This is a genomic window from Aquihabitans sp. McL0605, assembly GCF_049993875.1.
Classification (GTDB): Bacteria; Actinomycetota; Acidimicrobiia; order Acidimicrobiales; family Iamiaceae; genus Aquihabitans.
The window spans coordinates 1,248,986-1,274,402 of the sequence record NZ_CP188252.1 but is presented as its reverse complement, the minus strand read 5'-3'; the positions used below and the strand labels follow the sequence as shown (position 1 = coordinate 1,274,402).

The following is a 25,417-nucleotide window of genomic DNA, read 5'->3' as shown; positions in this document are numbered from 1 at the left end:
GGCAGCGCTCGAGGCGCTGACCCGGCCGGCGCCAGCTGATCGAGGTCAGCGCTTCGGCGCGACCAGGCGGCCGGCTCTGCCGCTGTCGTGCGCTTCGGCAGGTGCACCACGGGATCGAATCATGTAGATGGATCGCTACGTGCCGGGGGTGTCGTCCGAGGCGCGCGGATGCGCCCCGGCTACGCTGAAGCCTCTACAGGAATTGCAGGCTGGTGGCGCCGGCCAGGACCGGGTCCCGGCGCCATCGACGCCCGCCTCGACAGACAGGATCGATCAGGTGGAGATAACCGCAGCCGTCCTCCGGGCGACCGATGGGTCCTACGAGCTGGAGCAGGTGCAGCTCGCCGACCCGGGCCCCCACGAGGTGCTCGTCCGCGTGGTCAGCGCCGGGATGTGCCACACGGACGTCGTCCCCCGATCCCTCGAGCTCGTCCTCCCGATCATCACCGGCCACGAGGGTGCCGGCATCGTGGAGTCCGTCGGGTCGGCGGTCAACGGCGTGGAGGTGGGCGACCACGTCGTGCTGTCGTTCGACTCCTGCGGCACCTGCGCCTCGTGCTCCCGGGGGGTCCCGGCGTACTGCGAGACCTTCATCACGCGGAACCTCACCGGTCGCGACGTCGACTGGGGGACCACGGTCGCCGACGGCGACGGGGCCGAGGTCTCGGCCCGCTGGTTCGGGCAGTCGTCGTTCGCCACCCACTGCATCGCCACGGCGCGCAACGTCGTGGTGGTCGATCGGGACGCACCGCTGGAGCTCCTCGGCCCGCTCGGCTGCGGCATCCTCACCGGCGCCGGGTCGGTGCTGGTCGCGCTCGACGTGCAGGCCGGGCGCAGCATCGTCATCTTCGGTGCGGGGGCGGTCGGCCTGGCCGCGGTGATGGCCGCCACGATCGCGGGCGCCACCACGATCATCGCGGTCGATCTCCACGAGCACCGCCTCGAGCTCGCCCGGGAGCTGGGCGCCACCCACGCGCTCGACGGCTCGTCGGAGGGCCTCCTCGAGGAGATCGCCGCCATCACCGCCGGAGGCGCCGACTACTCGTTCGACACCACGGGGAACACCACGGTGATGGCGAACGCCATCGGTGCGATCCGCCTCGGCGGCCACTGCGGCTTCGTCGGCATCCAGACCGAACCGCTGACGCTCGACCCGCTGGCGCTGATCGGCAAGAACGTCTCGGGGATCCTGGAGGGCGGCGCCGATCCCCAGGTCCTGGTCCCGCGCCTCATCGAGCTGTGGCGCGAGGGGCGCTTCCCGTTCGACCGGCTCATCGAGACCTTCCCGCTCTCGGCGATCAACGACGCGGAGGCCGCATCCCTCGCCGGGAAGGTGGTGAAGCCGGTCCTCCTGCCCGCCCCCGTGGTCGCCGAGGCGCCGGCGTGATCACCCCTCGGCGCGCTCGGGCCGCTCGGGTACCCGTGCCCGCTCCGCTCCCGACCAGAATGGTGGCCCCATGGCTGCAGATCCCTCCTCCGGACCCGAAGCGGTGACCAAGCGGCGCGAGAAGCCCCAGCAGATCGCCGACGAGCTCCGGCACCTCATCGTCACCGGGGAGCTCGACGAGGGCGACCCCCTCGGCAACGAGCCCGACCTCATCGAGCGCTTCGGCGTGTCGCGCCCGTCCATGCGGGAGGCGCTGCGCATCCTCGAGACCGAGGGCCTGATCTCGGTGCGGCGCGGCGTGCTCGGCGGCGTGTTCGTCCATCGGCCCGACCGCCGCCAGACCGCGCGCACCGTCGCCCTCGTGCTCCAGGCCCGCAACGTGTCGCTCGCCGACGTGTTCGAGGCGCGGACCATCATCGAGCCGGCGGCCGTCCGCCTGATCGCGTCGTCCCGGGGCCGCAAGGCCTCGGCGCGCCATCTGCGGGAGCTGATCACCGAGGAGGAGCGGGCGGTCGACGACCCCGACGCCTTCGGGGTGGCCAACGAGCGCTTCCACGACGAGCTCGTGGCGCGGGCCGGCAACCAGACGTTGAGCATCGTCTACGAGATGCTCAACGAGGTGGTCACCCGAGCGGTCACCAACGTCAGCCGCTCCGACGAGGGAGGCACCTCCATCGCCACCCGCCGCCGGGGCGTCCGCTCCCAGGTGCGGCTCGCCGACCTGATCGAAGCCGGCGACAGCGAGGCCGCCGAGGAGCACTGGCACACCCACATGACGGTCGTCGGCAAGGTGCTCCTGGGGCAGAAGGCCCAGACGGTCGTCGACCTCATGGACCACCTCTGACCGGCTCCTGACGCTCCGCTCCGACGGGTGCTGGAGCGCCGGAGCGGCGGAGGGATGCGGGTAGGGTTCGGACCGAGCCCGACCGGAGGAACCGCACGGATGACCGACGCATCGGTGGACGAAGCAACGACCGAGCCCGATGCCGACTGGCAGCGCCGGGTGGTCGGCCGGTCCCTGCGCAGCGCCGCCGAACGCTCCGTCGACCGGGGCTTCAGCCTGATCGCAGCAGCGGCCACGGTGCTCGAGCGCTCCAACGGTGAGGACATCACCGTCCAGGAGGTCGCCGACGAGGCCGGGCAGTCGCTGCGGACGCTCTACCAGTACTTCGCCAGCAAGGACGACCTGCTCCTGGCCGTGTTCGAAGAGGCCATGCGCACCTACGCACGGCTGATCCGTCGAGCCACCGAGGAGCTCACCGAGCCGCTCGACCTGCTGGCGGGGACCATGCTCGCCGCCGTCCGCATGCCCGACTTCAGCGACTCCGGCATCGAGCGGGGCCTGGCCCGGCTCCGGCTCAAGCTCGCCGAGGCCGAGCCCGACCGAGTCGGCCAGGCGCAGGCCAGCGTGGCCACGCTGATCCGCGGGGCGGTCGCCTCCGCCTCGGCGGCGAAGGTCATCTCCATGGTCGACAGCGAGTCGGCCACCTTCGTGCTGATGTCGCTCAACGGGGCGTACATCACCGCCGAGGCCATGGGCAACGACGCCGGCGTGCGCCGTCCCGACCCGATCGCCTTGACGGTGTTCTGCCTCCGGGGCCTGGGTGCCGATGTCGACGAGGCCTGGGTCTCGTCGATCGACCGCCGCTTGAAGTTCTCCCGGCGGCCGGCGCCGGGCACGAAGGCCAAGTCCGCCCGTCCGGCCGGGCGCACCAAGGCCACCACCGCCGGAACGGCCAAGAAGCAGGCCTGACCCGCGCTCGGTGGCGCCGGCCCCGTCAGCGGACCGGCGTCACCGGGACGCTCGAGTAGCCGGCGACGTTCGACATGCTCACCCGGCGCAGGCCGGACCGGTCGACCTCGAGGCGCGTCCACCGCTTGGTGATCTCCTCGATGGCGATGCGGCTCTCCATGCGGGCGAGCGCGGCGCCGAGGCAGCTGTGCACCCCGTGGCCGAAGCCGATGGCGACGGCCTGCTGGCGGTCGATGTCGAACTCGTCGGGGCGATCGAAGGTGCGGGCGTCGCGCGTGGCGGCTCCGGTGAGGAGCAGCACGGGGAACCCGGCGGGGATGGTGCCGCCCTCGTAGGTGCGCTCCTCCACGGAGAAGCGCCCCTGGTACTGCGAGGGCGGGTGGATGCGGAGGATCTCCTCCACGGCGGCGGGGATGCGCTCCGGGTCGGCGACGACCTTCTTCCACTGGTCGGGGTGCTGGTCGAAGAGCACGACGGCGTTGGCCACGAGCTTGGTCACGGTCTCGGCACCGGCGCCGCCGAGGAGGGCGGCGAAGCCGGCGATCTCGCCGTTGGTCAGCTGCGTCTGCTCGCCGTCGCCGCGGTCGATGGTGACCTCGGTGAGGCGGGTCAGCATGTCGTCGTCGGGGTGCTCGCGCTTCGCCTTCGCGAGGTCCTGGAAGTACACGACGAGCGAGAGCATGGCGTTCTGGCCCTCGGCGGTCATCTCCATCTCGCCGGGCTCGCGGTGGAGGCTCAGGTCGAGCCAGTGGCGGATCTGCTGGCGCTCGCCCTCGGGCACGCCGAGCATCCGCGAGATGATCTCCACCGGGAAGAGGGCCGCGAACTCGGCGACGGCGTCGAAGGGCCGGTCGGCGAGCGGGTCGAGCAGGTCCACGATGACCCCTCGGATCATCGGCTCGAACGCGGCCATCGCTCGCGGGGTGAACACGCGGCTGACGAGGGCGCGGAACCGGTCGTGCTCGGGCGGGTCCATCATGATGATCATCCCGAGCATCTTCACCAGGTCCGGGTCGAGGCTGAGGGTGGAGAGGTCGACGCCGTGGGCGCTCGAGAGCCCCTTCCAGTCGCGGTGGGCGGCCACGAGGTCGTCGAAGCGCGACAGCGCGTAGAAGCCGTAGCGCTCGCTGAAGTACACGGGCGCTTCCTCGCGCAGGCGGCGGTAGGTCTCGGTGGGATCGTCGAAGTACTCACTCGAGAAGGGATCGAACTCGACTGCGGTCTCCGGCACCGGGGCCTCCGTGGAAAGTCATACATGCACATAACGAAAGCATCGCTTTCCCTGGGAGAGTAACCTTGATCCGAGCCACTCGCACGACCCAAGGGGACAGGGAAGCGGGAGCACGCCCGGGCCCGCGCCTCGAAAGGACCATCCATGAGCGACCCGATCGAGCACCCGAGCTGGTTCGCCGCCACGGCCCCAGACCGCCCGGCCACGATCATCGGCACCGACGGCCCGGTGCAGACGTACGGCGAGCTGGAGGACCGCTCGTGCCGGGTCGGGAACCTCCTGCGCTCCAAGGGGATCGAGCGAGGGGGCCACGTGGCGGTCCTCGTCGAGAACCGGCTGGAGTTCTTCGAGGTGTGCTGGGGGGCGATGCGCACGGGCATGTACGTGACGCCGATCAACTGGCACCTCGGCGCGGAGGAGGCGGCCTACATCATCGAGGACTGCGGTGCGGACGTGCTGTTCGCCTCGGCCACCGTGCCCGATGTGATGGCCAAGCTCGCCGGCCTGGGCGACAGCGAGGGGCGCTACGCGATCGGGGGTGCCATCGACGGGTTCGACGACTACGAGGAGGCGCTCGCCTCCCAGCCCACGAGCCGCCCCACCGATGAGTGCGAGGGCAACTGGATGTTCTACTCATCGGGCACCACGGGCCGGCCCAAGGGCATCCGGCCCCCTTCGGTGGGAGGGCCGCTCGGCGGGTCCGCCGGGTTCAGCATGCTCGTGAAGTTCCTCTACGGCGGGGGCGAGGACACGGTGTACCTGAGCCCGGCGCCGCTCTACCACGCGGCCCCTTCGGGGTGGACCACGACGATGCACCGCCTCGGTGGGACGGCCGTGGTCCTGGAGCGGTTCGATCCGCTCGAGGTCCTCGCCGCGATCGAGCGCCACCGGGTGACCCACGCCCAGTTCGTCCCGACGCACCTCATCCGCCTGCTGAAGCTGCCGGCCGAGGACCGGGCCCGCTTCGACCTGTCGAGCCTCGAGGTGGTGGTGCACGCCGCCGCGCCCTGCCCGCCCGATGTGAAGCGGGCGGCGATGGAGTGGCTCGGCCCTGTCCTCTACGAGTACTACTCCGGCAGCGAGGGCGTCGGCTTCTGCGCCATCGGGCCCGAGGAGTGGCTCGAGCACCCCGGGTCGGTCGGTCGCTCCCTGATGGGGCCGGTGCACATCACCGGTCCCGACGGGCTGGAGCTGCCCGCGGGGGAGGAGGGCCAGGTCTGGTTCGAGCCGCCCGCCCGCTTCGAGTACCACGGCGACCCGGTCAAGACCGCGGAGGCGTTCAACGAGCAGGGGTGGGGGACCCTCGGCGACATCGGCAAGGTCGACGACGACGGCTACCTCTACCTCACCGACCGCGTGTCCAACATGATCATCTCGGGGGGCGTGAACGTGTACCCGCGTGAGGCCGAGGACGTGCTGATCGGGCACCCGGCGGTGGCCGACGTGGTCATCATCGGCATCCCGCACCCCGATCTGGGCGAGACCCCGCGTGCGGTGGTGGAGCTGGCGCCCGGGTCCACGGCCAGCGACGAGCTCGGTGCCCAGCTGATCGCCCACTGCCGAGACGGCCTCGCCTCGTTCAAGTGCCCGACCTCGGTGGTCTTCCTCGACGAGCTGCCCCGCCTCCCCACCGGCAAGCTGGCGAAGCGGCTGCTGCCCGAGTCGGTTCGGGCCTGAGCAGGCTGGTCCTCAGGCGGTGGCCGCCCGCTTCCGGCGTCGGGGCGCGGCCGGGAGCCGCAACCGACCACCGACCGACGCGTACCAGTCCGTGGTCATGTCCGCCCCCAAGCCCCGCAGGCAGAACCCCACCACCTGGGCGGGCGCACTCGGCGCGACGCCCACGTCGTTGCCCAGGGTGCTCGTGTTGGTGGAGGCGGAGCTCAGCGTCAGCAGGACGTAGGCGGCGGCCTCGACGTCGGGCGTCTCGATCGCCTCGGCGGCGTCGGCGGCGGTGACGAGCTCCAGCAGCAGCGAGGCGATCGGTGCCCGGGCCCGGCCGACGAGGTCGGGGTCGACCTGCGCCAACCGCAGGCGGAGCCGGGCCAGTCCGCCGCTGGCGTCGGTCGGCGTGAGCGCGGGCAGCCGGGCCATGGCGATCAAAGCGCCCGCCAACCGCTCCATCGGATCGTCCAGGCCTGCGATCGAGGTGCGGACCACCCGGGCGTAGGTGATCATCACCTCCTCGAACACCGCGAGGAGCAGGTCGTCCTTGCTCTCGAAGTACTGGTAGAGGGTCCGCAGCGACTGCCCGGCCTCGTCGGCCACGTCCTGCACCGTGAACGTGTCGGCCCCGGACCGCTCGACGAGCACCGTGGCCGCTCGGATCAGGGCGGCGGCGCGGTCGATCGATCGGGCCCTCGCGGCGCGCAGCGACCGGCCGACGACGCGCCGCTCCCAGTCGGCGGCGGGATCTTCAGGAGCGGGGCCGGGGGCCGGCATGGCAGCTCAGGCCGCGAGGAGCGAGCGGAGGTTGGCCGACATCATGCGCTCCACGTCGTCGGGAGGGAGGTGGCTCACCTCTTCGCTCCAGGCGACCGGGTCGTCGAGGCCCTCGGGGTGCGGGTAGTCGGAGCCGAAGCAGACCCGCTCGGCGCCCACGATGTCGATCAGCGAGGTGACCGAGTCCTCCCAGAACGGGTTGACCCAGACGTTGCGGTGGAAGACCTCGCGAGGGTGCTCGGCGAACTCCTGGGGCATCTTCTTGTAGGCGTACTCGAGGTTGCGCACGAGGTGGCCCACCCAGCTGCCGCCGTTCTCGACGCTGAGCAGCTTCACGCCGGGGAAGCGGGTGAGCATCCCGTGGCACACGGCGGAGGCGAGGGCGTCCTGGATGGCCCGGCCGTCGTCGGCCACGGCGGCGAAGGTCTGGGGGCGGAAGGCGACGTACTCGCCGCCCGTGCCCTCCCACGTGTTGAGGTACGTCTGGTAGCCGCTGTCCGAGGCGTGGAGCGCCACGAGCAGGCCGGCTTCTTGGATGCGCGCCCAGAACGGGTCGAACTCGGGGAGGAACGGCGACCGGGTGCCGCGCAGGCCGCTGACGGGGGCGGGGCGGAGCAGCACGGCCCTGGCGCCGCGGTCGATCACCCGCTCGAGCTCGGCGATGCCCGCGTCGAGGACGCACGGGTTGACGACCGGGGTGGCGAAGATGCGGCCCTCGTAGTCGTAGCGCCAGTCGTCGTAGAGCCACTCGTTGAAGGCGCGGATGGCGACCTGGGTGAGGTCGGGGTCGTCGATCAGGCGCTCCTCGATCAGGCTCGCCAGCGTGGGGAACATGAGGCTGGCGTGGATGCCCTGCTCGTCGAGCAGCTCGAGGCGGGGCTCGGGGAGGCGGAACGCCGGGATGGCGCGCATCGGGTCGCCGGTGAGCTCGCGCAGCGTCTTGCCCTCCGCGTTCTCGCCGGCGTAGAAGGCCTTGTGGGCGCCGGGCCGTGCCACCACCTCGAACGTGGGGTTGGGGATGAACTCGGTGAGCCGGTCGCGGACCACCAGCTTCTTGCGGCCCTTGATCTCGACGAACCGGAAGAGGTCGGCGTGGGCGGCGGGGAGGTGGCGCGTCAGCGCGTCCTCGGCCTCGTACAGGTGGTTGTCCGCGTCCCACACGGGGAAGTCGAGCTGCATCGGGCCCTCCAGGGTCGTGCACGGTGGTGTTCGAGGAGGATAGTCCCACTGTACGAAATACGATAGTGACGCTACGAGCACGCCCTCCGCTTCTCCCTCGGCACCACGATCTACGCCGGCACCAGCGAGGTGCCGCGCATCACCGCCCAGCAGCGCTGCGGCTCCCCGAGCCTGACGTCGTGGTCGCCGCGCTCGGATCAGCGCAGCTGGTAGCTGACCGGGATGCTCTTGGGCCCTTGGACGAAGTTGGCCCGGACCCAGCTGGGCTCACCGGCCAGCTCGATGTGGTCGAGGCGGCCGAGCAGCTCCTTGAACAGGGCCCGGACCTCCATCCGGGCCAGGTGCGCACCGAGGCAGAAGTGGCGGCCGAACCCGAAGGCGAGGTGGTTCGAGGCGTTCTCGCGGGTCACGTCGAGCGCCATCGGGTCGGTGAAGACCTCGTCGTCGCGGTTGGCCGAGGCGAACGACAGGTACAGCAGGTCTCCGGGCTGGAACGTGTGGTCGCGCAGGGTGAACTCCTCCTGGCAGTTCCGGGCGAAGTGCTTCACCGGCGACACGAACCGGATGAACTCGTCGGCGGCGTTGTCGATGAGCTCGGGCCGGGCCTGCAGCAGGGCGAGCTGATCGGGCTGCTCGAGGAGGGCGAGCATGCCGCCCGCGATGGCGTTGGACGTGGTGTCGTGGCCGGCCGTGGCGATGATCACGTAGTGGCCCATCATCTCCAGGTCCGACAGCAGGGCGCCGTCGACCTCGGCGTTGGCGATGACCGAGGCCAGGTCGCCGGTGGGCGAGGCTCGCCGGTCGTTCGCAAGCGCGGTGAAGTACGTGACGAAGTCGAGGATCACGCTGAGCGCCTCCTCGTCCTCGGCGATCCGGGCGATCTCGGGGTCCTCGGCGCCGAACAGCTCCTGGGTCAGCTTCAGCATCCGCTCGTGGTCGTCCTCCGGGAGCCCGAGGATCGAGAGGATGATCTGGAGCGGGAAGTGCAGGGCGACGTCGGAGACGAAGTCGCAGCGCCCACCCATCGCCGCCATCTGATCGACCGACCGCTCGGCCAACAGGTCGATGCGGTCCTGGAGCGCCTTCAGGTTCCCCGGCTTGAACCAGTCGTTGACGATGTTGCGGTGGGCCTTGTGCTCGATGCCGTCCATCTGGATCAGCGTCTTCACCGGCACGTTGGCCGCGTCCTCGAGGTTGGCCGAGGGGGTGAGGACCGGGAGGGGGGCGTTGGTGAAGATGTCGGGGTTGCGCTCGATGGCCATCACATCGGCGTGCTTGGTGATGGCCCAGAACTCCGGGTACCCGTCGAGGGTGACCCGCAGGATCGGCGACTCGTCGCGGATCCGCTTGGCGGTGGCGTGCCAGCGCTCAGGATCGGCGTACGCGGCGGGGTCGGCGAAGATCTCGCCCAGGTTCTCGGTCGACGTGGCGGTCATGGCGCCATCATGCCAGAGTGGTCTCGAAACCTCTACATGGTTCACCGGGCATCGGCGGATCCAGGACAGGTGCGGTCACGTCTCCGCTGTCGAGGCGATGTGCCCCAGCAGGAAGCCCGAGAGCGCAGCCGGCTCGGCCTCCGGGATCCAGTGCGAGGTGCCATCGAGCACCTCGAACCGGTAGGGCCCTTCGACGTAGCGGGCGGTCCGCTCGGCGGCGAGGCGCCCGACGGCGACGTCGTCCGTGGACCACACGTACAGCGTCGGCATCGTGATGGGGCCGAGGCCGGAGGCGTCGAAGGGGTCGGCGCCGCGGTACCAGTTGAGCGCACCGGACAGGGCCTCGGTCGACGCGAAGTGCGTTGCGTAGTGGGCGGCGCTGGCGGCGTCGAGCCCGCTGCCTTCGAGCAGGAGCTGGAAGCCGGCGCCGCCCTCGCCGAGGAACATGTCCTCGGCGCCGGGCTGGCGGAAGAGGTCCATGTAGCTGGACATGACGGCCTGATCCTGGCCATCGGGCCCAGGGCCCGCCTGCTTGGCGTCGGCGAACGCGCTCGGGTGCGGGGTCGAGACGACGGCGAGCGAGCGCACCCGGTGCTGGTGGCGACCGGCCGTCTGCCAGGCCAGCGCGCCGCCCCAGTCGTGCCCGACCAGGTGGAAGGCGTCCCACCCGAGCTCGTCGGCCATGGCGATCACGTCGCCGACCAGGAGCTCGATCGAGAAGTCGGACGCCTCGGTCGGACGGGCGCGAGGCGAGTAGCCGCGCAGGTCGGGAGCGACGGAGCGGAGGCCTGCCGCGGTCAGCTGTGGCTGCACGAACCGCCAGCTGTGCGACGTCTCCGGAAACCCGTGCAGGAGGAGGACCGGTGCGCCGTCGTCGGGGCCGTCGGCCACGGCATCGAAGGTGAGGGCGCCGTGGCTGAGCTCGAGGTGTTCCATGGGGCCAGCCTGCCTCACCGGGTGAGGAGCTTGACCTTGAGCTTGGTGTAGGGCGGGTAGATCAGCGAGAGGTCGGGGCGGAAGGGCCGGATGTAGACCGGCTTGAGGTTGGACAGCGCGTCGAACCCGGCCTGCCCGTGGTACCGCCCGTGGCCGGCGTCGCCGACACCGCCGAAGGGGAGCTCGGGCGGGCCGATGTGGAACATGACGTGGTTCACGCACACGCCGCCCGACGACGTGCGGGCGGCGACGTCCTCGGCCACGTGGGCCTCGTTGGAGAACACGTAGAGCGCCAGGGGCTTGGGGCGCCGGTTGATGAAGGCGACGGCCTCATCGACGTCGTCGACCGCGAGGATCGGCAGGACGGGCCCGAAGATCTCCTCCTGCATCAGCGCGCTGCCGGGGTCGGGATCGACGATGACCGTGGGCGCCAGCTTCCGGGTCACCGGGTTCACCGCGCCGCCGCAGGCGACGGTGCCGCCGTGGTCGGCGAGCAGCTTGGTGATCCGCTCGGCGTGCCGCTCGTTGACGATCTTGGCCAGGTCGTCCGACGTCGAAGGGTCGGGGCCGTAGAACTGCTCGATGGCCGCCACGATGCCGGCGACCAGGGCGTCCTTGTGCCGTCGGTCCACCAGGACGTAGTCGGGGGCGATGCAGGTCTGGCCGGCGTTGAGGCTCTTGCCCCAGGCCAGCCGCTTGGCGGTGATGTCGAGGTTGACGTCGGACGCGACGATCACCGGGGACTTGCCGCCCAGCTCGAGCACCGTCGGCGTCAGGTGCTTGGCCGCCGCCTGGGCGACGACGCGACCGACCGAGGTCGACCCCGTGAAGAAGATGTGGTCGAAGCGCTGGTCGAGCAGGGCGGTGGAGACCTCGGGGCCGCCTTCGACGACGGCGACGGCCTCCGGGTCGAGGTGCTCGCGCAGCAGGCGGGCGAGGATCCCGGAGGTCTCGGGGACGAGCTCCGAGGGCTTCACGACCGCCGTGTTGCCGGCGGCGAGCGCAGCGGCCAGCGGTCCCAGCGTGAGCTGCACGGGGTAGTTCCAGGGGGCGATGATCAGCGCCACGCCGAGGGGCTCGGGCAGGATGTGCCCCTTGCCGGGCCGGTCCTGCATGCGCATCTTGGCCTTGCGGGGCCGCATCCAGGCCGCCAGGTGCTTGCGGATGTGCTTGATGTCGGTGGCGGTGGTCCCGATGTCCGTGAAGTGGGCCTCGGGGGCCGGCTTGCCCATGTCGCGGCCCAGCGCAGCCACCAGCTCGGCGGCCCCTACGTCGAGGACCGTCAGCAGTCCGTCGAGCTGCCGGCGCCGCCACTCGATCGGCCGGGTGCGGCCGTCGTCGAACGCGCGCCGCGCGGTGGCGACGGTGTCGGGGATCGTCGCCAGGTCGGTGTCGGCGTGGGCCATCGGGGCTCCTATTCGGGTTCGGGCACGTCGAAGTGCGCGTCGCGCATCGCGAACGCCTCCCGCGTGCTGTGCTGCGCTCTCGCCTTCACGAAGTTGAACTCGCCGGGCTCGAACTGCAGGTTGGTCCCGTAGGCGTGGAACAGGTAGCTGAGCACCTCCTCGCCCTGGTAGCTCTGGAGCTGCTCCACCAGGCGGAACGCCTCCTTCGCCATCACGATGCCGTCGGCCGGCATGCGCGAGGCCTTCTCGGCCCACCACGTGGCCCGGGCCTCGACGGACTCGGGCGCCACCACCTCGGTGAAGACCCCGAGGTGGGCGAGCTCCTCGGCGCGGAGCGTGTCGCCGGTCAGGAGCAGGCGGCGGGCGAGGACGGGCCCTAGCCGGTGGAAGAACATGTGCAGCGACCCGAGCGCCGGTCCGAGGAACCGGGTGGCGGGCATCCCGATCTGGGCGTCGGACGCCACGACGGCGATGTCGGCCATGAGCGCGATCTCGAAGCCGCCACCGAGGGCGTAGCCGCTGACCTCGGCGACGGTGACCTTCGGGTAGCCCATGAACGAGTGGTAGAAGTCGAACGTCTGGCGGTCGACCAGGAGGCGGCGCCGCTGGCTCGGGCGCCGATCGTTCGATTCCGGCTTCGAGCCGGTCTCGGGTGCATCCGGCTTCGGTCCGTCGCCGTACCAGGCGTAGGCGTTGTTCATGTCGGCGCCGGTGCTGAAGATCCCCTCGGCACCGCGCAGGAGGACCACCTTGGTGTCGTCGTCGTAGGCGAGCTCATCGAGGTACGCACCGAGCTGCCGTCGCATCGGCGGGTCGTACGCGTTCTTCCGCGACGGGTTGTCGATGGTGATCCGAGCGATGCCCGTGGTCTCATCGCGCTCCATGTGGACCTGGCCGTCGCTCACCGAACTTCGCCTCCTTGGGGGGCCGTCTTGGCGTGATCGCTCCGGTCACCGTACGCTTAACCTCTAGAGGTTTACAATTCTCTTCGTCGGAAATCCAGGGGATCCATCCGACGAAGCGACCGGAGGCACGCCATGGAGTTCCGCTTGGACGAGGGCCAGATCGAGCTGCAGCAGACGGTGGCGCGCTTCTGCACCGATCGGTTCCCGTTCGACCGCATCGCTGGTCGAGAAGGCGCGGCGGTCGACCGCTCGGCGTGGACCGAGCTGGCCGGCCTGGGCGTGCTCGGGCTGCTCCTCCCCGAGGCGTCCGGAGGCGTGGGCCTCGGGGTGATCGAAGCCGCCATCGTGTTCGAGCAGCTCGGCAGCCACCTGGTGCCCGGGCCGGTGCTGTGGTCGCTCCTGGCCGCACCCCTGGTGCCCGGCGCCGCCACCGGCGAGGTGCTGGTCGGTGGCGTGGAGGCGAGCGCGGTCGTCGACGGCACCGTCGTGGTGGCCCACGCCCGCGACATCGATGTGCTGCTCGTCGTGGGCGACGACGGCGTGACGGCGCACCGCACCGCGGACCTGCCCGACCCCACGCCGTACGAGCCCCTCGACCCGCTGACCAGCGTGGGTCGCTTCACCGGCCTCGGCTCGGGCGAACCGATCGGTGCCGGGGGCGCAGCCGCCCATCTCCGCCCGCTCGGCACGGTGCTCACCGCCGCCCTGCTCGCCGGGGTCAGCTCCCGAGCGCTCGACGTCGCCCGGGAGTACGCCCTCGAGCGCGAGCAGTTCGGTGCGGCCATCGGGTCGTTCCAGGCGATCAAGCACCTGCTCGCCGACATGTACGTCCGCACCGTGTCCGCCCAGAGCGTCACCTACGCGGCCGCCGCTGTGCTCGACGAGCCCGGTGACGACGACGTCCGCCGAGCGGTGGCCCGCGCCAAGGTGCTCGCATCCGATGCCGCGATCGCGAACTCCAGCGCCGCCATCCAGGTGCTCGGCGGCATGGGCTTCACGTGGGACATGCTGCCGAACCACCTGCTCAAGCGGGCCTGGCTCCTGGAGCACGACTTCGGCACCACCGAGGCGCACGAGCTGCACCTCGGATCGACCCTCGAGGGAGCACGCTCATGACCGACGGATCCAACGGGGGCGTGGTGGTCGAGGCCGCCGAGGGCGTCCTTCGGCTCACGATCGATCGGCCCGACCGCAAGGGCTCGCTCGGGCTCGAAGGCCAGCGCCAGATGATCGAGGCCCTCGAGGCCGCCTCCACCGACGACGCGCTGCGCGTGGTCCTGATCAGCAGCGGCGACGACTTCTGCGCCGGCTCGGACTGGGTGGCCGCCAACCAGGAGGGGGCGCCCAAGCCGCGGCCCGGGAGCCTGCAGCGCCGCACCGTCGTGCAGGCGCACCGCCTGATCGAGCTCCTGCAGGAGATCCAGCTGCCGGTGGTGGCCGCCGTGCGCGGCTGGGCCGCCGGGCTCGGGTGCCAGATCGCCCTGGCCTCCGACTTCGCCATCGCCACCGACGACGCCCAGTTCTGGCTGCCGTTCGTGAAGCGGGGGTTCTCCCCCGACAGCGGCGCCACCTGGCTCCTTCCCCGCCTGGTGGGTGTGGCACGGGCCAAGGAGCTGCTGCTCCTCGGTCGCCCGGTCACCGGACGCGATGCGGCCGACTGGGGCATGATCCACCGATCGGTCCCGGACGACGCGTTCGACGAAGCGGTCGCCGCCCTGGTCGGCGAGCTGCACGACAGCGCCACGGTGGCCCTCGGCCTGACGAAGCGTCTCCTCCACGGCGCGCTCGACGGCGGGATGGCCGAAGCTATGGAGGCCGAGTCGATGGCGCTGGAGCTGTCGTCGCGCACCGCCGACTTCCGCGAGGGCCTGGTGGCCTTCAAGGAGCGGCGCGACCCCCGGTTCGACGGAAGGTAGAGGAGATCATGGAGTTCGAGACGATCCGGTACGAGGTCGATGACCGCGTGGCCACCATCACGTTGAACCGCCCGGACCGGCTCAACGCGGTCAGCCCGGAGATGGCGAGGGAGCTGCGGGTCGCCTACGCGGCGGCCGAGGCCGATGAGGCCGTCTGGACGCTGCTCGTCACCGCCACCGGTCGGGCGTTCTGCACCGGTGCCGATGTCGGTGAGATCCCCACCGACGGTCGGGTGATCTACGACGAGCCGTACCTGTCGACCTACCCGCAGTGGGAGGCGCCCCAGGAGGGGACGCCGCCGTTCCGCACCATGACCAAGCCGACGATCGTCGCCGTCAACGGTCTGTGCTGCGGGGCCGGGCTCGACTGGGTGACCACCGGTGACATCGCCATCGCGTCGGACCGGGCCGAGTTCTTCGATCCCCACGTCAGCATCGGTCTGGTGTCGGGCCGCGAGATGGTCCGCCTCGCTCGGGTGCTGCCCACCGGCATCGCCATGCGCATCGCGCTCACCGGTCGCCACGAGCGCATGAGCGCCCAGCGGGCGTACGACCTCGGGATGATCTCCGAGGTGGTGGAGCACGACCGCCTGCCCGAGCGGGCGCGGGAGATCGCCGACCTCGTCAACCGCAACGCCCCGCTGGCCGTGCGGGGGACCCGCCTGGCCATCCGCAAGGGCCTCGACCTGCCGCTCAACGAGGCGGAGATCATGGCCGAGGCCTTCCGGGAACGGGTGGTGCGGACCGACGATGCGAAGGAAGGGCCGGCCGCCTTCATGGAGAAGCGGACGCCGAAGTGGACGGGCCGATGAGCGAGCACCCCGCGTTCGCCACGATCCTCTACGAGACGTCGCCCGACCGCGTCGCCACCATCACGCTGAACCGGCCCGAGGTGCTCAACTCCTTCGACCGCCAGATGTGCGAAGAGGTGCGCACGGCCTGGAAGCTGGTCAAGGACGACCCCGAGGTCCACGCCGTCGTGCTCCGCGCCGCCGGCGACCGGGCGTTCTGCGCCGGCCTCGACACCAAGAAGCCGTACGGGCAGCCCGACGACATCTGGAACCACGAAGACCCCGGCGAGCTGCTCAGCCCCAAGTGGCAGCAGGTCTGGAAGCCGGTCGTGTGCGCGGTGCAGGGGATCTGCACGGCCGGCGCCCTCTACTTCGTGAACGAGTCCGACATCGTCATCTGCGCGCCCGAGGCCACCTTCTTCGACTCGCACGTCACGTTCGGCATGGTCTCGGCCCTCGAGCCCGTCGGCCTCATGCGCAAGGTCGGCCTGGCCCACACGTTGCGCATGGCGCTCTCTGGGAACGACGAGCGCGTGTCGGCCGAGACGGCCCTCCAGATCGGGCTGGTCACCGAGGTCGTCGAGCGCGAGGCGCTGTGGGACCGGGCCCACGAGATCGCCGCGGGCATCGCCGCCAAGCCGTCGGCCGCGACCCAGGGCACGGTCCGCGCCATCTGGGAGTCGCTCGACCGGCCGTACCGCGCCGCCATGGAGCAGGGCCTGCTCTACACCCGGGTCGGGAACCCCATCGGCATGGCGGAGGTGGCGGAGCGGCCGCTGCCGCGCACCACCCCGAGGATCCGATGACGGCACCCACCACCGGGGGCCTGGCCGATCGCATCGCGGAGGTGCTGGCCATCGATCCCGCCGCCGACGCCATCGAGTTCGAGGGCGGGTGGCGCACCTGGGGTCAGCTCGCGGGCACGGCGGCGCAGGTGGCCCGGCTGGTGCCGCGCCCGGGCACCGAGGTGGGCGTCGTGCTGCGCAACCGCCCGGGATCGATCGGCATCATCCTCGGCGTCCTCCAGGCCGGCGGCTGCGTCGTCGCCATCAACCCTGGCCGAGGCGTCGACCGCACCCGAGACGACGTCGCCGCGCTCGACCTTCCCCTGATCGCCGGCCAACCCGACGACCTGGCCGCGCTGGTGCCGGCCGGAGCCCGGACCACCACCGTGGCGGTGGCCGACCTCGGCCAGCCGGTCGCGGTGGCACCCGGATCCGGCACCGCTGCCGACGCCGGGGCCGACGCCGAGGCCGGACGACCGGGCATCGCCGTCCGGATGCTGACGAGCGGCACCACCGGGCCGCCGAAGCGCATCGACCTCGGGTACGAGACGTTCGAGCAGGTCCTGGTGGGGGCCAAGCACTACGAGTCGAAGGGCGCCACCACCGAGCGCCGGCTCCGCCGGGGCGTGGCCGTGGTCAACTCCCCGCTGACCCACCTCGGCGGGCTGTTCCGGGTGCTGCTCTGCGTGACCGACGGCCGGCCGATGGCGCTGCTCGAGCGGTTCACCGTCGACGGCTGGGTCGAGCTGGTCCGGCGCCACCGCCCGGCCACCGCCACGCTCGTCCCCGCGGCGCTCCGCATGGTGCTGGAGGCCGACCTCGACCCCGACGACCTCAGCAGCATCCGTTCGGTCATCTGCGGCACGGCCCCGCTCGACCCCGACGATGCCGACGCGTTCCTCCGCCGGTTCGGTGCCCCCGTCCTCATCTCGTACGCGGCGACCGAGTTCGGCGGCCCCGTCGCCGGCTGGAACGTCAAGGACCACCAGGCGTTCTGGGCGACCAAGCGCGGCAGCGTCGGCCGGGCGCACCCGGGGTGCGAGCTGCAGATCGTCGACCCGGACACCGGGGCCGTGCTCGCCACCGACCTCGAGGGTGTGCTCGAGGTCAAGGCCCCGCAGATCGCCGACCAGGGCTGGGTGCGCACCACCGACCTGGCCCGCATCGACGCCGACGGGTTCCTCTGGATCCTGGGCCGGGCCGACCACGCCATCATCCGCGGTGGCTTCAAGATCCTGCCCGACGACATCCGCCTCGCCCTCGAGCGGCACCCCGCGGTGCGAGGCGCCGCGATCATCGCCCGCGCCGACCCCCGGCTCGGGGCCGTCCCGGTCGCGGTGGTGGAGCTCCGGGCCGGTGTCGACCCGGTCTCGCCCGAGGACCTCACGGCGTCCATCTCGACCGATCTGGCCCGCTACGAGCTGCCGGCCGAGATCCACCTCGTCGACGAACTGCCCCGCACCGACGCCGGCAAGGTGGACGTCGGCGCGGTCACCGCTCGATTCGGCGAGCCCGTACGAGAAGGCTGAACGATGGACCTCCGCTACTCCGACGCCGACGAGGCCTTCCGCAAGCAGGTGCGCGCCTTCCTCGACGACGCCATCGCGTCGTACGGGCCGCCGCCCCCTCCCGGGGACTGGGACGTCCGGCGCGCCTACGACACCGGGTGGCAGCGCCTCCTCCACGATGGCGGGTACGCCGGCCTGAACTGGCCGGTGGAGTACGGCGGCCGCGGCCTGCCGGCCTCGCAGCAGCTGGTGTACCTCGAGGAGTACGCCGCCTCCGGTGCGCCCTACGTGGGCATCAACTTCGTCGGCTCGGCGCACGCCGGGCCGACCCTCATCGCCGAGGGGACCGAGGAGCAGCGGACCTTCCACCTGCCCAGGATCCTCAAGGGCGAGACCGTGTGGTGCCAGGGCTTCTCCGAGCCGTCGGCGGGCTCCGACCTGGCCTCGCTGCGCACGCGAGCGGTGCGGGACGGCGATCACTACGTGGTCAGCGGCCAGAAGATCTGGAGCACCCGGGCCCACGTGGCCGACTACTGCGAGCTCCTCGTCCGCACCGACCCCGATGCCCCCAAGCACAAGGGCATCACCTGGCTGATCATGGACATGCGCTCGCCGGGGCTCGAGGTGCGACCGATGCGGACCATCGACGGCGAGAGCCACTTCTGCGAGATGTTCCTCGACGAGGTGCGGATCCCGGTCGCCAACCGCGTCGGCGAGGAGAACGACGGCTGGCGGGTCACCAACGTGACCCTGCGCTTCGAGCGCGGCACCGCGTTCGCCCAGCACATCATCACCCTGCGGTCGCAGCTCCGCCGCCTGGTCGTGCTGGCCCAGCAGCAGGGGGAGTGGGACGACGCCGGGCTCCGGCGCCACGTCGGCCGGCTCGATGCCCGCATCGACGGGCTCTGGCGGGTCACCCAGCGCTGCGTCACCGAGGCCGAGGCCACCGGCCTCCCGTCGCCGCTCGGCTCCGCCGTCAAGCTCGGTTACAGCGAGCTCGGCCAGGAGATCGCCGAGCTCGGCATGCGGCTCCTCGGCCGCCGGTCGATCGGTGCCCCGGGGCCGGAGACCGAGGAGGCGCGGATCGTGCACGACTACCTCTGGGCCTTCCAGAACACCATCGCGGCGGGCACGTCCCAGATCCAGCGCAACCTGATCGCCGAGCGCATCCTCGGGATGCCCAAGCGGTGAGGTGCCCGTGCTCGACCCGCGAACCCAAGGAATAGGAGCCGACGTGGATCAGGTGCTGGCCGGCGTACGGGTGCTCGACTACGGACGGTTCATCGCCGCGCCCTGGTGCAGTGCCATCCTCGCCGACATGGGCGCGGAGGTCATCCGCGTGGAGAAGCGCGCGGGCGGCGAGGACCGTTGGGTCCAGGCGGTCACCGATGGGGGAGAGGGCGGCACGTTCCTCCAGTGCAATCGCAACAAGCGCTCGCTCACCCTCGACTCCACCACGCCCGAGGGCGCCGAGATCACCCGCGAGCTGGTGGCCCACACCGACATCGTGATCGCCAACATGCCCGACCGGGCCATGCGGGCCAGCGGCCTCGACTACGAGACCCTTCGCGCCATCAAGCCCGACATCATCCTCGCCAGCGCCACGGCGTACGGCGAAGGCGGGCCCAACAGCGACCTCATCGGGTTCGACGGCACCGGCCAGGTGCTGTCCGGGGCCGTCTACCGCCAGGGCCTGCCCGACCTGCCCATCCGCACGGTGGTTCCCTACGCCGACTTCGGCACGGCCATGACGATGGCGGTCGGCGTGATGATGGCGATGTACCACCGCCAGGCCACCGGCCAGGGCCAGCACGTCGAGGCGGCGCTCCTGCCGACGTGCCTCATGATGTCCAACGCCATGCTCATCGAGCGCGACCTGCTCCAGGTCGACAAGCCGCGCATGGGGAACCGTGGTGCCTCGGTGGCGCCGTGCGACCTGTACCGCGTCGACGACGGGTGGGTGCTCCTCCAGATCGCCGGCCAGCCCATGTTCGAGCGCTGGTGCCGCCTGGTCGACCGCCTCGACCTGTTCGACGACCCCCGCTTCGCCGACGACGACCTGCGCTGGGAGCACGGCGACCTGCTCAACGACCTCACCCAGGCGTGGTGCGACGGCAAGACCAAGGCCGAGGTGATGGCCCTGCTGGTGGCGGCCAAGCTCCCGGCCGCGCCGCTCGCCTCCCCCCAGGACGTGCTCGACGATCCGCACGTCGAGGCCATGGGCTACCTCCAGCGGGTGCCGTTCCCGGGCGCGTCCCGCGACGTCCCGATCATCGAGACCCCGTTCCGCATGTCGGCCACCCCGGGGACCATCCGCCGCCGGGCTCCGCTCCTCGGCGAGCACACCGACGAGGTGCTCGCCGAGATCGGCTACGCACCCGACCAGATCGCGGGCCTCCGGGCCCGGCAGATCGTCTGAGCCAGGACGAGCAGCCATGGAGCGATCGACCGACACCGTGCCCACCGACACCGTGCCCACCCTGACCGTGCCCGCCCTCCTGGCCGAGCGCGCCGCCGAGCGGGGTGATCACCCGCTGCTGATCTGCGACGACGACGTGCTCACCTACGCCGAGGCCGACGCCCGGTCGGCCGCGCTGGCCAAGGGCCTCCTGGCGGCCGGCGCCGGCAAGGGCACGCACGTCGGTCTCCTGCACCCGAACGGTTCGGCCGTCGTGGTGGCCTGGCTGGCCGCCGCCCGGATCGGCGCCGTGACCGTGCCGCTGAGCACGTTCTCGACCGCGGGCGAGCTGCGGACGCTGCTGCGCAACGCCGACATCGAGCTGCTGCTCGCCGCCTCCTCGTACCGGGGCCGCGATTACGTCGAGGCCCTCCGCGAGGTGGTGCCCGGGTTCGATCCGATGGCCGCGCCGCCGATCCTCGCCCCGGAGGTGCCGGCGCTCCGCCACGTCGTGTTCGACGGGGCGGCGCTCGTCGATTCCGGCGCGTCGATCGACGACGAGGTCCTGGCCGCGGCGGAAGCGGCGGTGAGGCCGTCGGACCGGATGGTCATCGTCCACACCTCCGGATCCACCAGTGCGCCCAAGGGCGTCATCCACCAGCACGGACCGCTGATCCGGCACCTGGAGCACCTCAACGAGCTGCGACGGTACGGGCCCGACGAGGTGCTCTTCTCCAACTCGCCCTTCTTCTGGATCGGCGGGTTCGCCTACTCGCTCCTCGGCACGCTCCTCGCCGGGGCCACGCTGGTCTGCTCGAACGCCACGGACGTGCCGGCCACGCTCGACCTGCTGGAGCGCACCCGGCCCACGATGGTCAACGGCTTCGCTGCTGCCGTCGCCCACCTCGCCAAGGACCCGTCGTTCCCCGAGCGCGACCTCACCTCGATCCGCCGGGGCAACCTCTGGCCGATCATGCCGGCGTCGATCCGGCCCGCCGATCCCGAGCTGCGCCACAACATGCTCGGCATGACCGAGGCGGGAAGCGTGTGCCTCGCCAGCGACGACGAAGGTGATCAGCCGGAGCACCGGCGCGGGTCGTTCGGCCGCCCGGTGCCAGGCCTCGAGGCGAAGGTCGTCGACCCCGAGACCGGTGACGTGCGAGGCGTGGACGAGGTCGGCGAGCTGTGGCTCCGAGGGCCCTCGCTCATGGAGGGGTACTACGGGCGCGAGCGGCACGAGACCTTCACGGTGGATGGCTGGTACCGCACCGGCGACCTGTTCCGCGTCGATGCCGAGGGGTTCCACTACTTCATCGGGCGCGGCGGCGACATGATCAAGACGGCCGGCGCCAACGTCGCCCCACGGGAGGTCGAGGCCGCCATCGCCGACGCCACGGGCCTGGTCGCCCACGTGATCGGCATCGACGACCCCGCCCGAGGCCAGCTGGTGGCGGCCGTGGTGCGCGTCCCGCGAACCCGGGAGGCCCCAGCGGAGGACGAGCTGCACACCGCCCTGCGCACGCGCCTGTCCGCCTACAAGGTCCCCAAGCGCTACCTCTTCCTCGCCGACGAGCAGGTGCCGATGCTGTCGAGCGGCAAGCTCGATTCCCGGGCGCTGAGGCAGCTCCTCGCTGACGGCTGACCGGGCCCGCAGGAGCGGTCGACCGGGGCCGGGGAGACCGTCGGCAAGGAGCGCCGGGGCTGGTCGTGCGCGGTGGAAAGCGTTACTCTCCAAATGTTGAAAGCGCCGCTACCGGCGCCACCCTGCAGGGGAAGAACCGCCATGGTCGTCACCACCCAGCCCATCGACGCCGACAACCACTACTACGAGGCGCTCGACGCGTTCACCCGGCACCTCGATCCGAAGTTCCGCGAGCGGGGCGTGCGACCGGTGCAGGAGGGCAAGCGGGTCGCCCTGCTGATGGGCGGCAAGGTCAACCGGTTCATCCCGAACCCCACGTTCGACCCGATCATCGTGCCCGGCTGCCTCGATCCGCTGTTCCGCGGCCAGATCCCCGAGGGCGTCGACCCCCGCACGCTCATGCAGGTCGAGCCCCTGCGCGCCGAGTACCAGGACCGTGACGAGCGCGTCCGGGTCATGGACGAGCAGGGCCTCGGCGCCGCCCTGCTGTTCCCGACCCTGGGGTGCGGCGTCGAGGAGGCGCTGCGCAACGACATCCCCGCCACCATGGCGAGCCTCTCCGCGTTCAACCGCTGGCTGGAGGACGACTGGGGCTTCGACTACCAGGGCCGGCTCGTGGCCGCGCCGATGATCTCGCTGGCCGATCCCGACGCCGCGGTGGCCGAGGTCGAGTCGCTGCTCGAGCGCGGCGTCCGCATCGTCCACATGCGCCCGGCACCGGTGCCCGGCCCGAACGGCACCGGTCGCTCGCTCGGCGACAAGCGCCACGACCCCGTCTGGGCCCGCCTCGCCGAGGCCGGCGTCCCGGTGGCGTTCCACCTGGGTGACAGCGGCTACGACGCCAGCTTCTCGGTGAAGTGGGGGGCCAGCGGCGAGTTCGGGTTCGGCAAGTCCGACCCCCTCGGCCACGTGATGACCTCCGACCGGGCCATCCAGGACACGGTGGCCTCGCTCGTGGTGCACCGCGTCTTCACCCGCCATCCCCGTCTGCGCGTCGCCAGCGTCGAGAACGGCTCCGACTGGATCCAGGTCCTGGCCAAGCACCTGCGCAAGCAGGCCAACCAGACGCCGTGGGTGTTCGACGAGGATCCGCTCGAGACCCTCCGCCGCCACGTCTGGGTCACGCCGTACCTGGAGGAGGACCTCTCCGCGCTGGCCGCGCTGATCGGCACCGATCGGATCCTGTTCGGCTCCGACTGGCCGCACGGCGAGGGGGTCGCGCAACCGCTCGACTTCGCCAAGGAGCTCGGCGCGTTCGACGAGCAGGCGACCCAGCGCATCATGCGCGACAACTGCCTCGAGCTCCTCGGCCTCGTCTGAGCGGAAGCCGTGGGGCGGGTGATCGGGCTCTAGGTTTTCCTAGAAACCTCTAGAGGTTTCGGGTAAGGTGGCCGATGCCGCCCGTCAGGGCGTGCGGCAGCTCACGCCGGGCGAGGCAGCCCGTCACGACCCAGGGGAACCCACTTGCGGCACGCACGGAACACTCAGCGGGGAACCCGTCCTCCGGGCTCGGCCCGGAAGCTCGCGGCGGGCTCCCTCGCGCTCGGGTTGCTCTTCTCGGCAGCAGCCTGTGGCTCCAGCGACACGGGCTCCTCCGGATCCGACGGTGGAGGCGGGGCCAAGAGCGAGAACACCCGCAGCGACGCCGTCGTCCTGGGGGCCAAGGACGTCGCGAAGGGAGACCCGGTGAATGTCGGGTTCGTCAGCGACGGCGCCGGCCCCGCAGCCGACAACACGTACCAGGTGGCCGCGGCCGAAGCCACGGTGAAGTACATCAACACCTACAAGGGCGGCATCGCCGGCCGGCCGATCGCGCTGGAGGAGTGCGAGACCGCGTTCGATCCGGGCAAGGCCACCGATTGCGCCAACGAGCTGGTCCAGAAGGACGTCGTGGCGGTCATGATGCCCGAGTCGTCGGCGGCGCTCTCGGTGTACAACGTGCTCAAGGAGAACAAGATCCCGATCTTCGCCTACGGCGTGGGTGACTCGGCGCTCCTGACCGACAGCACCGTGATGTCGGCGCTGGTCGATCCGCTGAGCGGCTTGGCCGACGCCCCGATCGCCGTCGCCAAGGCGAACGACCTGAAGAAGGTGACGGTGGTCATCGTCGACGTCCCGGCCGCGACCGCGTTCTACTCGAGCCTCGCCCCCGCCACCTTCAAGGAGGCAGGGGTCGAGCTGAAGGTCGTGCCGATCCCGCTGGACCAGGCCGACGTCACGCCGCAGATGACGGCGATCGCCACCGGCGACCCCACCGAGGTCCACATCGTGGGGCAGGACACCTTCTGCATCTCCACCATGCAGGGCTTGGCCTCGGCCGGCTTCAACGGGCCGATCTCGACGCTCTCCAGCTGCGTCACCGACGCCACCAAGACGGCGTTGGGCGCCAAGCTCGAGGGCGTGTACATCAGCTCCGCCACGGCCAACGGCGACATCGCCGAGAAGGGCATCGAGCTCTGGAACGCCGTCGCCGACCAGAACAAGATCCCCACTGGGGATGTGAACAAGAGCCTGCCCACCTACATCACGGTCCTGTCGTTCCGAGATGCGCTCGAGGGCATGACCGGTGAGGTGACCCCCGAGACCGTCCGGGCCGAGGTCGTGGCCATGCCGTCCACCCGGCTGCCCGGCGGTGCCGGCCTGGACTACCGCTGCAACGGCAAGGCCCGACCGGTCCTGCCGGCCGTCTGCGGCAACGGCAACCTCACCTCGAAGCTCGACGAGAACGGCGATCCCACCCTGCCCTGGACGATCGTGGGCAACGCCCCGATCCCTGGCTGATCCCCCGCACCGGACCGGACCTGGCGGGCTCACCGCCAGGTCCGGTCCCGTCCACCGGGCCTCGCAGCGCCCGGCCGATTGCCCTACGTTCCGGGGCAGCCGGTCCACCACAAGGGGAGAAGCGCGATGACGATCGATCTCGAGCTCGACGGCAAGCGGGCCCTCGTCACGGGCGCCGGCCAAGGCGTGGGCGAAGGGATCGCCCACCTGCTGGCGGCGGCAGGCGTCCACGTGCTGGTGAACGACCTGGTCGCCGAGCGGGCCGAGGCGGTGGCCGCGGCGATCGTGGCGGGAGGCGGGAGGGCCCAGGCCGCTCCGTTCGACGTGACCGACCACGACGGCGTCCACGCGGTCGTGGCCGCCGCCGGGCCGGTCGACATCCTGGTCAACAACGCCGGCAACGCCGGAGGCGAGGGCTGGCCCGGCTCGCCCCCGTTCCTCGAGACCGGGCCGGCCGACTGGGCCCGCTTCATCGACGTCAACCTCGTCGGCGTCATGAGCTGCGTCCACGCCGCCCTGCCCGGGATGATCGACGCCGGCTGGGGGCGCATCGTCACGATCGTGTCCGATGCCGGCCGCACGGGCGACGCCAACATGGCCGCCTACGGCGCCGCCAAGGCGGGGGCCGCCGGCTTCAGCCGGGGCATCGCCCACGAGGTGGCCCGCCACGGCATCACCGTGAACAACGTGGCCCTGGGCACCATGCGCACCCCGCTCAGCGAGGCGTTCTGGGCCGACCCGGACCGGTCCGCCCAGCACAAGGCGATGCTCGGCACCTACCTCGTCCGCCGCCCCGGCGAGCCCAACGACGCCGCCTGGGCCGTGATCTCGCTCGTCACCCCGCTCGCCTCCTGGGTCACCGGCCAGACCATCCCCGTCAACGGCGGCTACTCCTTCGCCCTCTGACCCCGGACGTGGCAGGGT

The 25,417-nt window shown here is 71.4% G+C and carries 22 protein-coding genes; 15 read left to right on the top strand and 7 right to left on the bottom strand.

Annotated elements, in window-relative coordinates:
- Window positions 1–277: 277 nt before the first annotated feature.
- The 3 genes from ACPPVX_RS05730 to ACPPVX_RS05720 all read left to right on the top strand — a co-directional run bounded on the left by ACPPVX_RS05730 (window position 278) and on the right by ACPPVX_RS05720 (window position 3,140).
- Window positions 278–1,387 (top strand): NAD(P)-dependent alcohol dehydrogenase, encoded by a 1,110-nt coding sequence (locus ACPPVX_RS05730; protein ID WP_426573939.1) that lies wholly within the window; start codon window positions 278–280, stop codon window positions 1,385–1,387.
- 70 nt (window positions 1,388–1,457) lie between these two features.
- Complete coding sequence (locus tag ACPPVX_RS05725) at window positions 1,458–2,231, top strand: FadR/GntR family transcriptional regulator (protein ID WP_426573938.1); 774 nt, start codon at window positions 1,458–1,460, stop codon at window positions 2,229–2,231.
- A 99-nt stretch (window positions 2,232–2,330) separates the two neighbouring features.
- Window positions 2,331–3,140, top strand: a complete 810-nt coding sequence (locus tag ACPPVX_RS05720; protein WP_426573937.1) for a TetR/AcrR family transcriptional regulator — start codon at window positions 2,331–2,333, stop codon at window positions 3,138–3,140.
- 25 nt (window positions 3,141–3,165) lie between these two features.
- Here ACPPVX_RS05720 and ACPPVX_RS05715 read toward each other — a convergent pair whose 3' ends face one another.
- Window positions 3,166–4,371 (bottom strand): cytochrome P450, encoded by a 1,206-nt coding sequence (locus ACPPVX_RS05715; protein ID WP_426573936.1) that lies wholly within the window; start codon window positions 4,369–4,371, stop codon window positions 3,166–3,168.
- A 144-nt stretch (window positions 4,372–4,515) separates the two neighbouring features.
- Here ACPPVX_RS05715 and ACPPVX_RS05710 point away from each other — a divergent pair, with 144 nt between their 5' ends.
- A complete protein-coding gene (locus ACPPVX_RS05710) occupies window positions 4,516–6,048 on the top strand; it encodes an acyl-CoA synthetase (RefSeq protein WP_426573935.1) in 1,533 nt (510 codons plus the stop codon).
- Between the two features lie 12 nt (window positions 6,049–6,060).
- On the opposite strand, the gene ACPPVX_RS05705 is transcribed toward ACPPVX_RS05710, so the two are convergent.
- The 6 genes from ACPPVX_RS05705 to ACPPVX_RS05680 all read right to left on the bottom strand — a co-directional run bounded on the left by ACPPVX_RS05705 (window position 6,061) and on the right by ACPPVX_RS05680 (window position 12,651).
- Window positions 6,061–6,810, bottom strand: coding sequence for a TetR/AcrR family transcriptional regulator (locus ACPPVX_RS05705; RefSeq protein WP_426573934.1), 750 nt, complete (start codon window positions 6,808–6,810; stop codon window positions 6,061–6,063).
- Window positions 6,811–6,816: 6 nt separating this feature from the next.
- Window positions 6,817–7,989 carry an amidohydrolase family protein gene (locus tag ACPPVX_RS05700; protein WP_426573933.1) on the bottom strand — a complete coding sequence of 391 codons (1,173 nt, stop codon included), beginning with the start codon at window positions 7,987–7,989 and terminating at the stop codon, window positions 6,817–6,819.
- 197 nt (window positions 7,990–8,186) lie between these two features.
- Window positions 8,187–9,425 carry a cytochrome P450 gene (locus tag ACPPVX_RS05695; RefSeq protein WP_426573932.1) on the bottom strand — a complete coding sequence of 413 codons (1,239 nt, stop codon included), beginning with the start codon at window positions 9,423–9,425 and terminating at the stop codon, window positions 8,187–8,189.
- Between the two features lie 75 nt (window positions 9,426–9,500).
- A complete protein-coding gene (locus ACPPVX_RS05690; protein ID WP_426573931.1) occupies window positions 9,501–10,361 on the bottom strand; it encodes an alpha/beta fold hydrolase in 861 nt (286 codons plus the stop codon).
- A 14-nt stretch (window positions 10,362–10,375) separates the two neighbouring features.
- A complete protein-coding gene (locus ACPPVX_RS05685; protein WP_426573929.1) occupies window positions 10,376–11,767 on the bottom strand; it encodes an aldehyde dehydrogenase family protein in 1,392 nt (463 codons plus the stop codon).
- Between the two features lie 8 nt (window positions 11,768–11,775).
- Window positions 11,776–12,651, bottom strand: a complete 876-nt coding sequence (locus ACPPVX_RS05680) for an enoyl-CoA hydratase/isomerase family protein (RefSeq protein WP_426574994.1) — start codon at window positions 12,649–12,651, stop codon at window positions 11,776–11,778.
- Window positions 12,652–12,804: 153 nt separating this feature from the next.
- Here ACPPVX_RS05680 and ACPPVX_RS05675 point away from each other — a divergent pair, with 153 nt between their 5' ends.
- The 11 genes from ACPPVX_RS05675 to ACPPVX_RS05625 all read left to right on the top strand — a co-directional run bounded on the left by ACPPVX_RS05675 (window position 12,805) and on the right by ACPPVX_RS05625 (window position 25,399).
- Window positions 12,805–13,788, top strand: a complete 984-nt coding sequence (locus tag ACPPVX_RS05675; RefSeq protein WP_426573928.1) for an acyl-CoA dehydrogenase family protein — start codon at window positions 12,805–12,807, stop codon at window positions 13,786–13,788.
- Window positions 13,785–14,588, top strand: coding sequence for an enoyl-CoA hydratase/isomerase family protein (locus ACPPVX_RS05670; protein ID WP_426573927.1), 804 nt, complete (start codon window positions 13,785–13,787; stop codon window positions 14,586–14,588). Before ACPPVX_RS05675 ends, ACPPVX_RS05670 begins: the two co-directional genes overlap by 4 nt.
- 8 nt (window positions 14,589–14,596) lie before the next feature.
- Complete coding sequence (locus tag ACPPVX_RS05665; protein ID WP_426573926.1) at window positions 14,597–15,400, top strand: enoyl-CoA hydratase/isomerase family protein; 804 nt, start codon at window positions 14,597–14,599, stop codon at window positions 15,398–15,400.
- The gene (locus ACPPVX_RS05660; RefSeq protein ID WP_426573925.1) at window positions 15,397–16,185 is read left to right on the top strand and encodes an enoyl-CoA hydratase/isomerase family protein; all 789 of its coding nucleotides are present in this window, start codon (window positions 15,397–15,399) and stop codon (window positions 16,183–16,185) included. Before ACPPVX_RS05665 ends, ACPPVX_RS05660 begins: the two co-directional genes overlap by 4 nt.
- Entirely contained in the window at window positions 16,182–17,693 is a 1,512-nt protein-coding gene (locus ACPPVX_RS05655; RefSeq protein WP_426573924.1) for a class I adenylate-forming enzyme family protein, read from the top strand. Before ACPPVX_RS05660 ends, ACPPVX_RS05655 begins: the two co-directional genes overlap by 4 nt.
- Before the next feature lie 3 nt (window positions 17,694–17,696).
- Window positions 17,697–18,863, top strand: a complete 1,167-nt coding sequence (locus tag ACPPVX_RS05650; protein WP_426573923.1) for an acyl-CoA dehydrogenase family protein — start codon at window positions 17,697–17,699, stop codon at window positions 18,861–18,863.
- A gap of 43 nt (window positions 18,864–18,906) precedes the next feature.
- Complete coding sequence (locus ACPPVX_RS05645; RefSeq protein WP_426573922.1) at window positions 18,907–20,091, top strand: CaiB/BaiF CoA transferase family protein; 1,185 nt, start codon at window positions 18,907–18,909, stop codon at window positions 20,089–20,091.
- Between the two features lie 16 nt (window positions 20,092–20,107).
- Window positions 20,108–21,712, top strand: coding sequence for a class I adenylate-forming enzyme family protein (locus ACPPVX_RS05640; RefSeq protein WP_426573921.1), 1,605 nt, complete (start codon window positions 20,108–20,110; stop codon window positions 21,710–21,712).
- 141 nt (window positions 21,713–21,853) lie between these two features.
- Window positions 21,854–23,032: an amidohydrolase family protein gene (locus ACPPVX_RS05635; protein WP_426573920.1), complete on the top strand. Its 1,179-nt coding sequence runs from the start codon at window positions 21,854–21,856 to the stop codon at window positions 23,030–23,032.
- Window positions 23,033–23,398: 366 nt separating this feature from the next.
- The gene (locus ACPPVX_RS05630; RefSeq protein ID WP_426573919.1) at window positions 23,399–24,493 is read left to right on the top strand and encodes an ABC transporter substrate-binding protein; all 1,095 of its coding nucleotides are present in this window, start codon (window positions 23,399–23,401) and stop codon (window positions 24,491–24,493) included.
- Window positions 24,494–24,619: 126 nt separating this feature from the next.
- The gene (locus tag ACPPVX_RS05625; protein WP_426573918.1) at window positions 24,620–25,399 is read left to right on the top strand and encodes an SDR family NAD(P)-dependent oxidoreductase; all 780 of its coding nucleotides are present in this window, start codon (window positions 24,620–24,622) and stop codon (window positions 25,397–25,399) included.
- Window positions 25,400–25,417 lie beyond the last annotated feature (18 nt).

Bases quoted from the DNA above. Each gene is read 5' to 3' on its own strand.
- ACPPVX_RS05725 (WP_426573938.1), top strand. From the start codon at position 1,458: ATGGCTGCAGATCCCTCCTCCGGACCCGAAGCGGTGACCAAGCGGCGC.
- ACPPVX_RS05720 (WP_426573937.1), top strand. From the start codon at position 2,331: ATGACCGACGCATCGGTGGACGAAGCAACGACCGAGCCCGATGCCGAC.
- ACPPVX_RS05710 (WP_426573935.1), top strand. From the start codon at position 4,516: ATGAGCGACCCGATCGAGCACCCGAGCTGGTTCGCCGCCACGGCCCCA.
- ACPPVX_RS05705 (WP_426573934.1), bottom strand. From the start codon at position 6,810: ATGCCGGCCCCCGGCCCCGCTCCTGAAGATCCCGCCGCCGACTGGGAG.
- ACPPVX_RS05700 (WP_426573933.1), bottom strand. From the start codon at position 7,989: ATGCAGCTCGACTTCCCCGTGTGGGACGCGGACAACCACCTGTACGAG.
- ACPPVX_RS05695 (WP_426573932.1), bottom strand. From the start codon at position 9,425: ATGACCGCCACGTCGACCGAGAACCTGGGCGAGATCTTCGCCGACCCC.
- ACPPVX_RS05690 (WP_426573931.1), bottom strand. From the start codon at position 10,361: ATGGAACACCTCGAGCTCAGCCACGGCGCCCTCACCTTCGATGCCGTG.
- ACPPVX_RS05685 (WP_426573929.1), bottom strand. From the start codon at position 11,767: ATGGCCCACGCCGACACCGACCTGGCGACGATCCCCGACACCGTCGCC.
- ACPPVX_RS05680 (WP_426574994.1), bottom strand. From the start codon at position 12,651: ATGGAGCGCGATGAGACCACGGGCATCGCTCGGATCACCATCGACAAC.
- ACPPVX_RS05675 (WP_426573928.1), top strand. From the start codon at position 12,805: ATGGAGTTCCGCTTGGACGAGGGCCAGATCGAGCTGCAGCAGACGGTG.
- ACPPVX_RS05670 (WP_426573927.1), top strand. From the start codon at position 13,785: ATGACCGACGGATCCAACGGGGGCGTGGTGGTCGAGGCCGCCGAGGGC.
- ACPPVX_RS05665 (WP_426573926.1), top strand. From the start codon at position 14,597: ATGGAGTTCGAGACGATCCGGTACGAGGTCGATGACCGCGTGGCCACC.
- ACPPVX_RS05660 (WP_426573925.1), top strand. From the start codon at position 15,397: ATGAGCGAGCACCCCGCGTTCGCCACGATCCTCTACGAGACGTCGCCC.
- ACPPVX_RS05655 (WP_426573924.1), top strand. From the start codon at position 16,182: ATGACGGCACCCACCACCGGGGGCCTGGCCGATCGCATCGCGGAGGTG.
- ACPPVX_RS05650 (WP_426573923.1), top strand. From the start codon at position 17,697: ATGGACCTCCGCTACTCCGACGCCGACGAGGCCTTCCGCAAGCAGGTG.
- ACPPVX_RS05640 (WP_426573921.1), top strand. From the start codon at position 20,108: ATGGAGCGATCGACCGACACCGTGCCCACCGACACCGTGCCCACCCTG.
- ACPPVX_RS05635 (WP_426573920.1), top strand. From the start codon at position 21,854: ATGGTCGTCACCACCCAGCCCATCGACGCCGACAACCACTACTACGAG.
- ACPPVX_RS05625 (WP_426573918.1), top strand. From the start codon at position 24,620: ATGACGATCGATCTCGAGCTCGACGGCAAGCGGGCCCTCGTCACGGGC.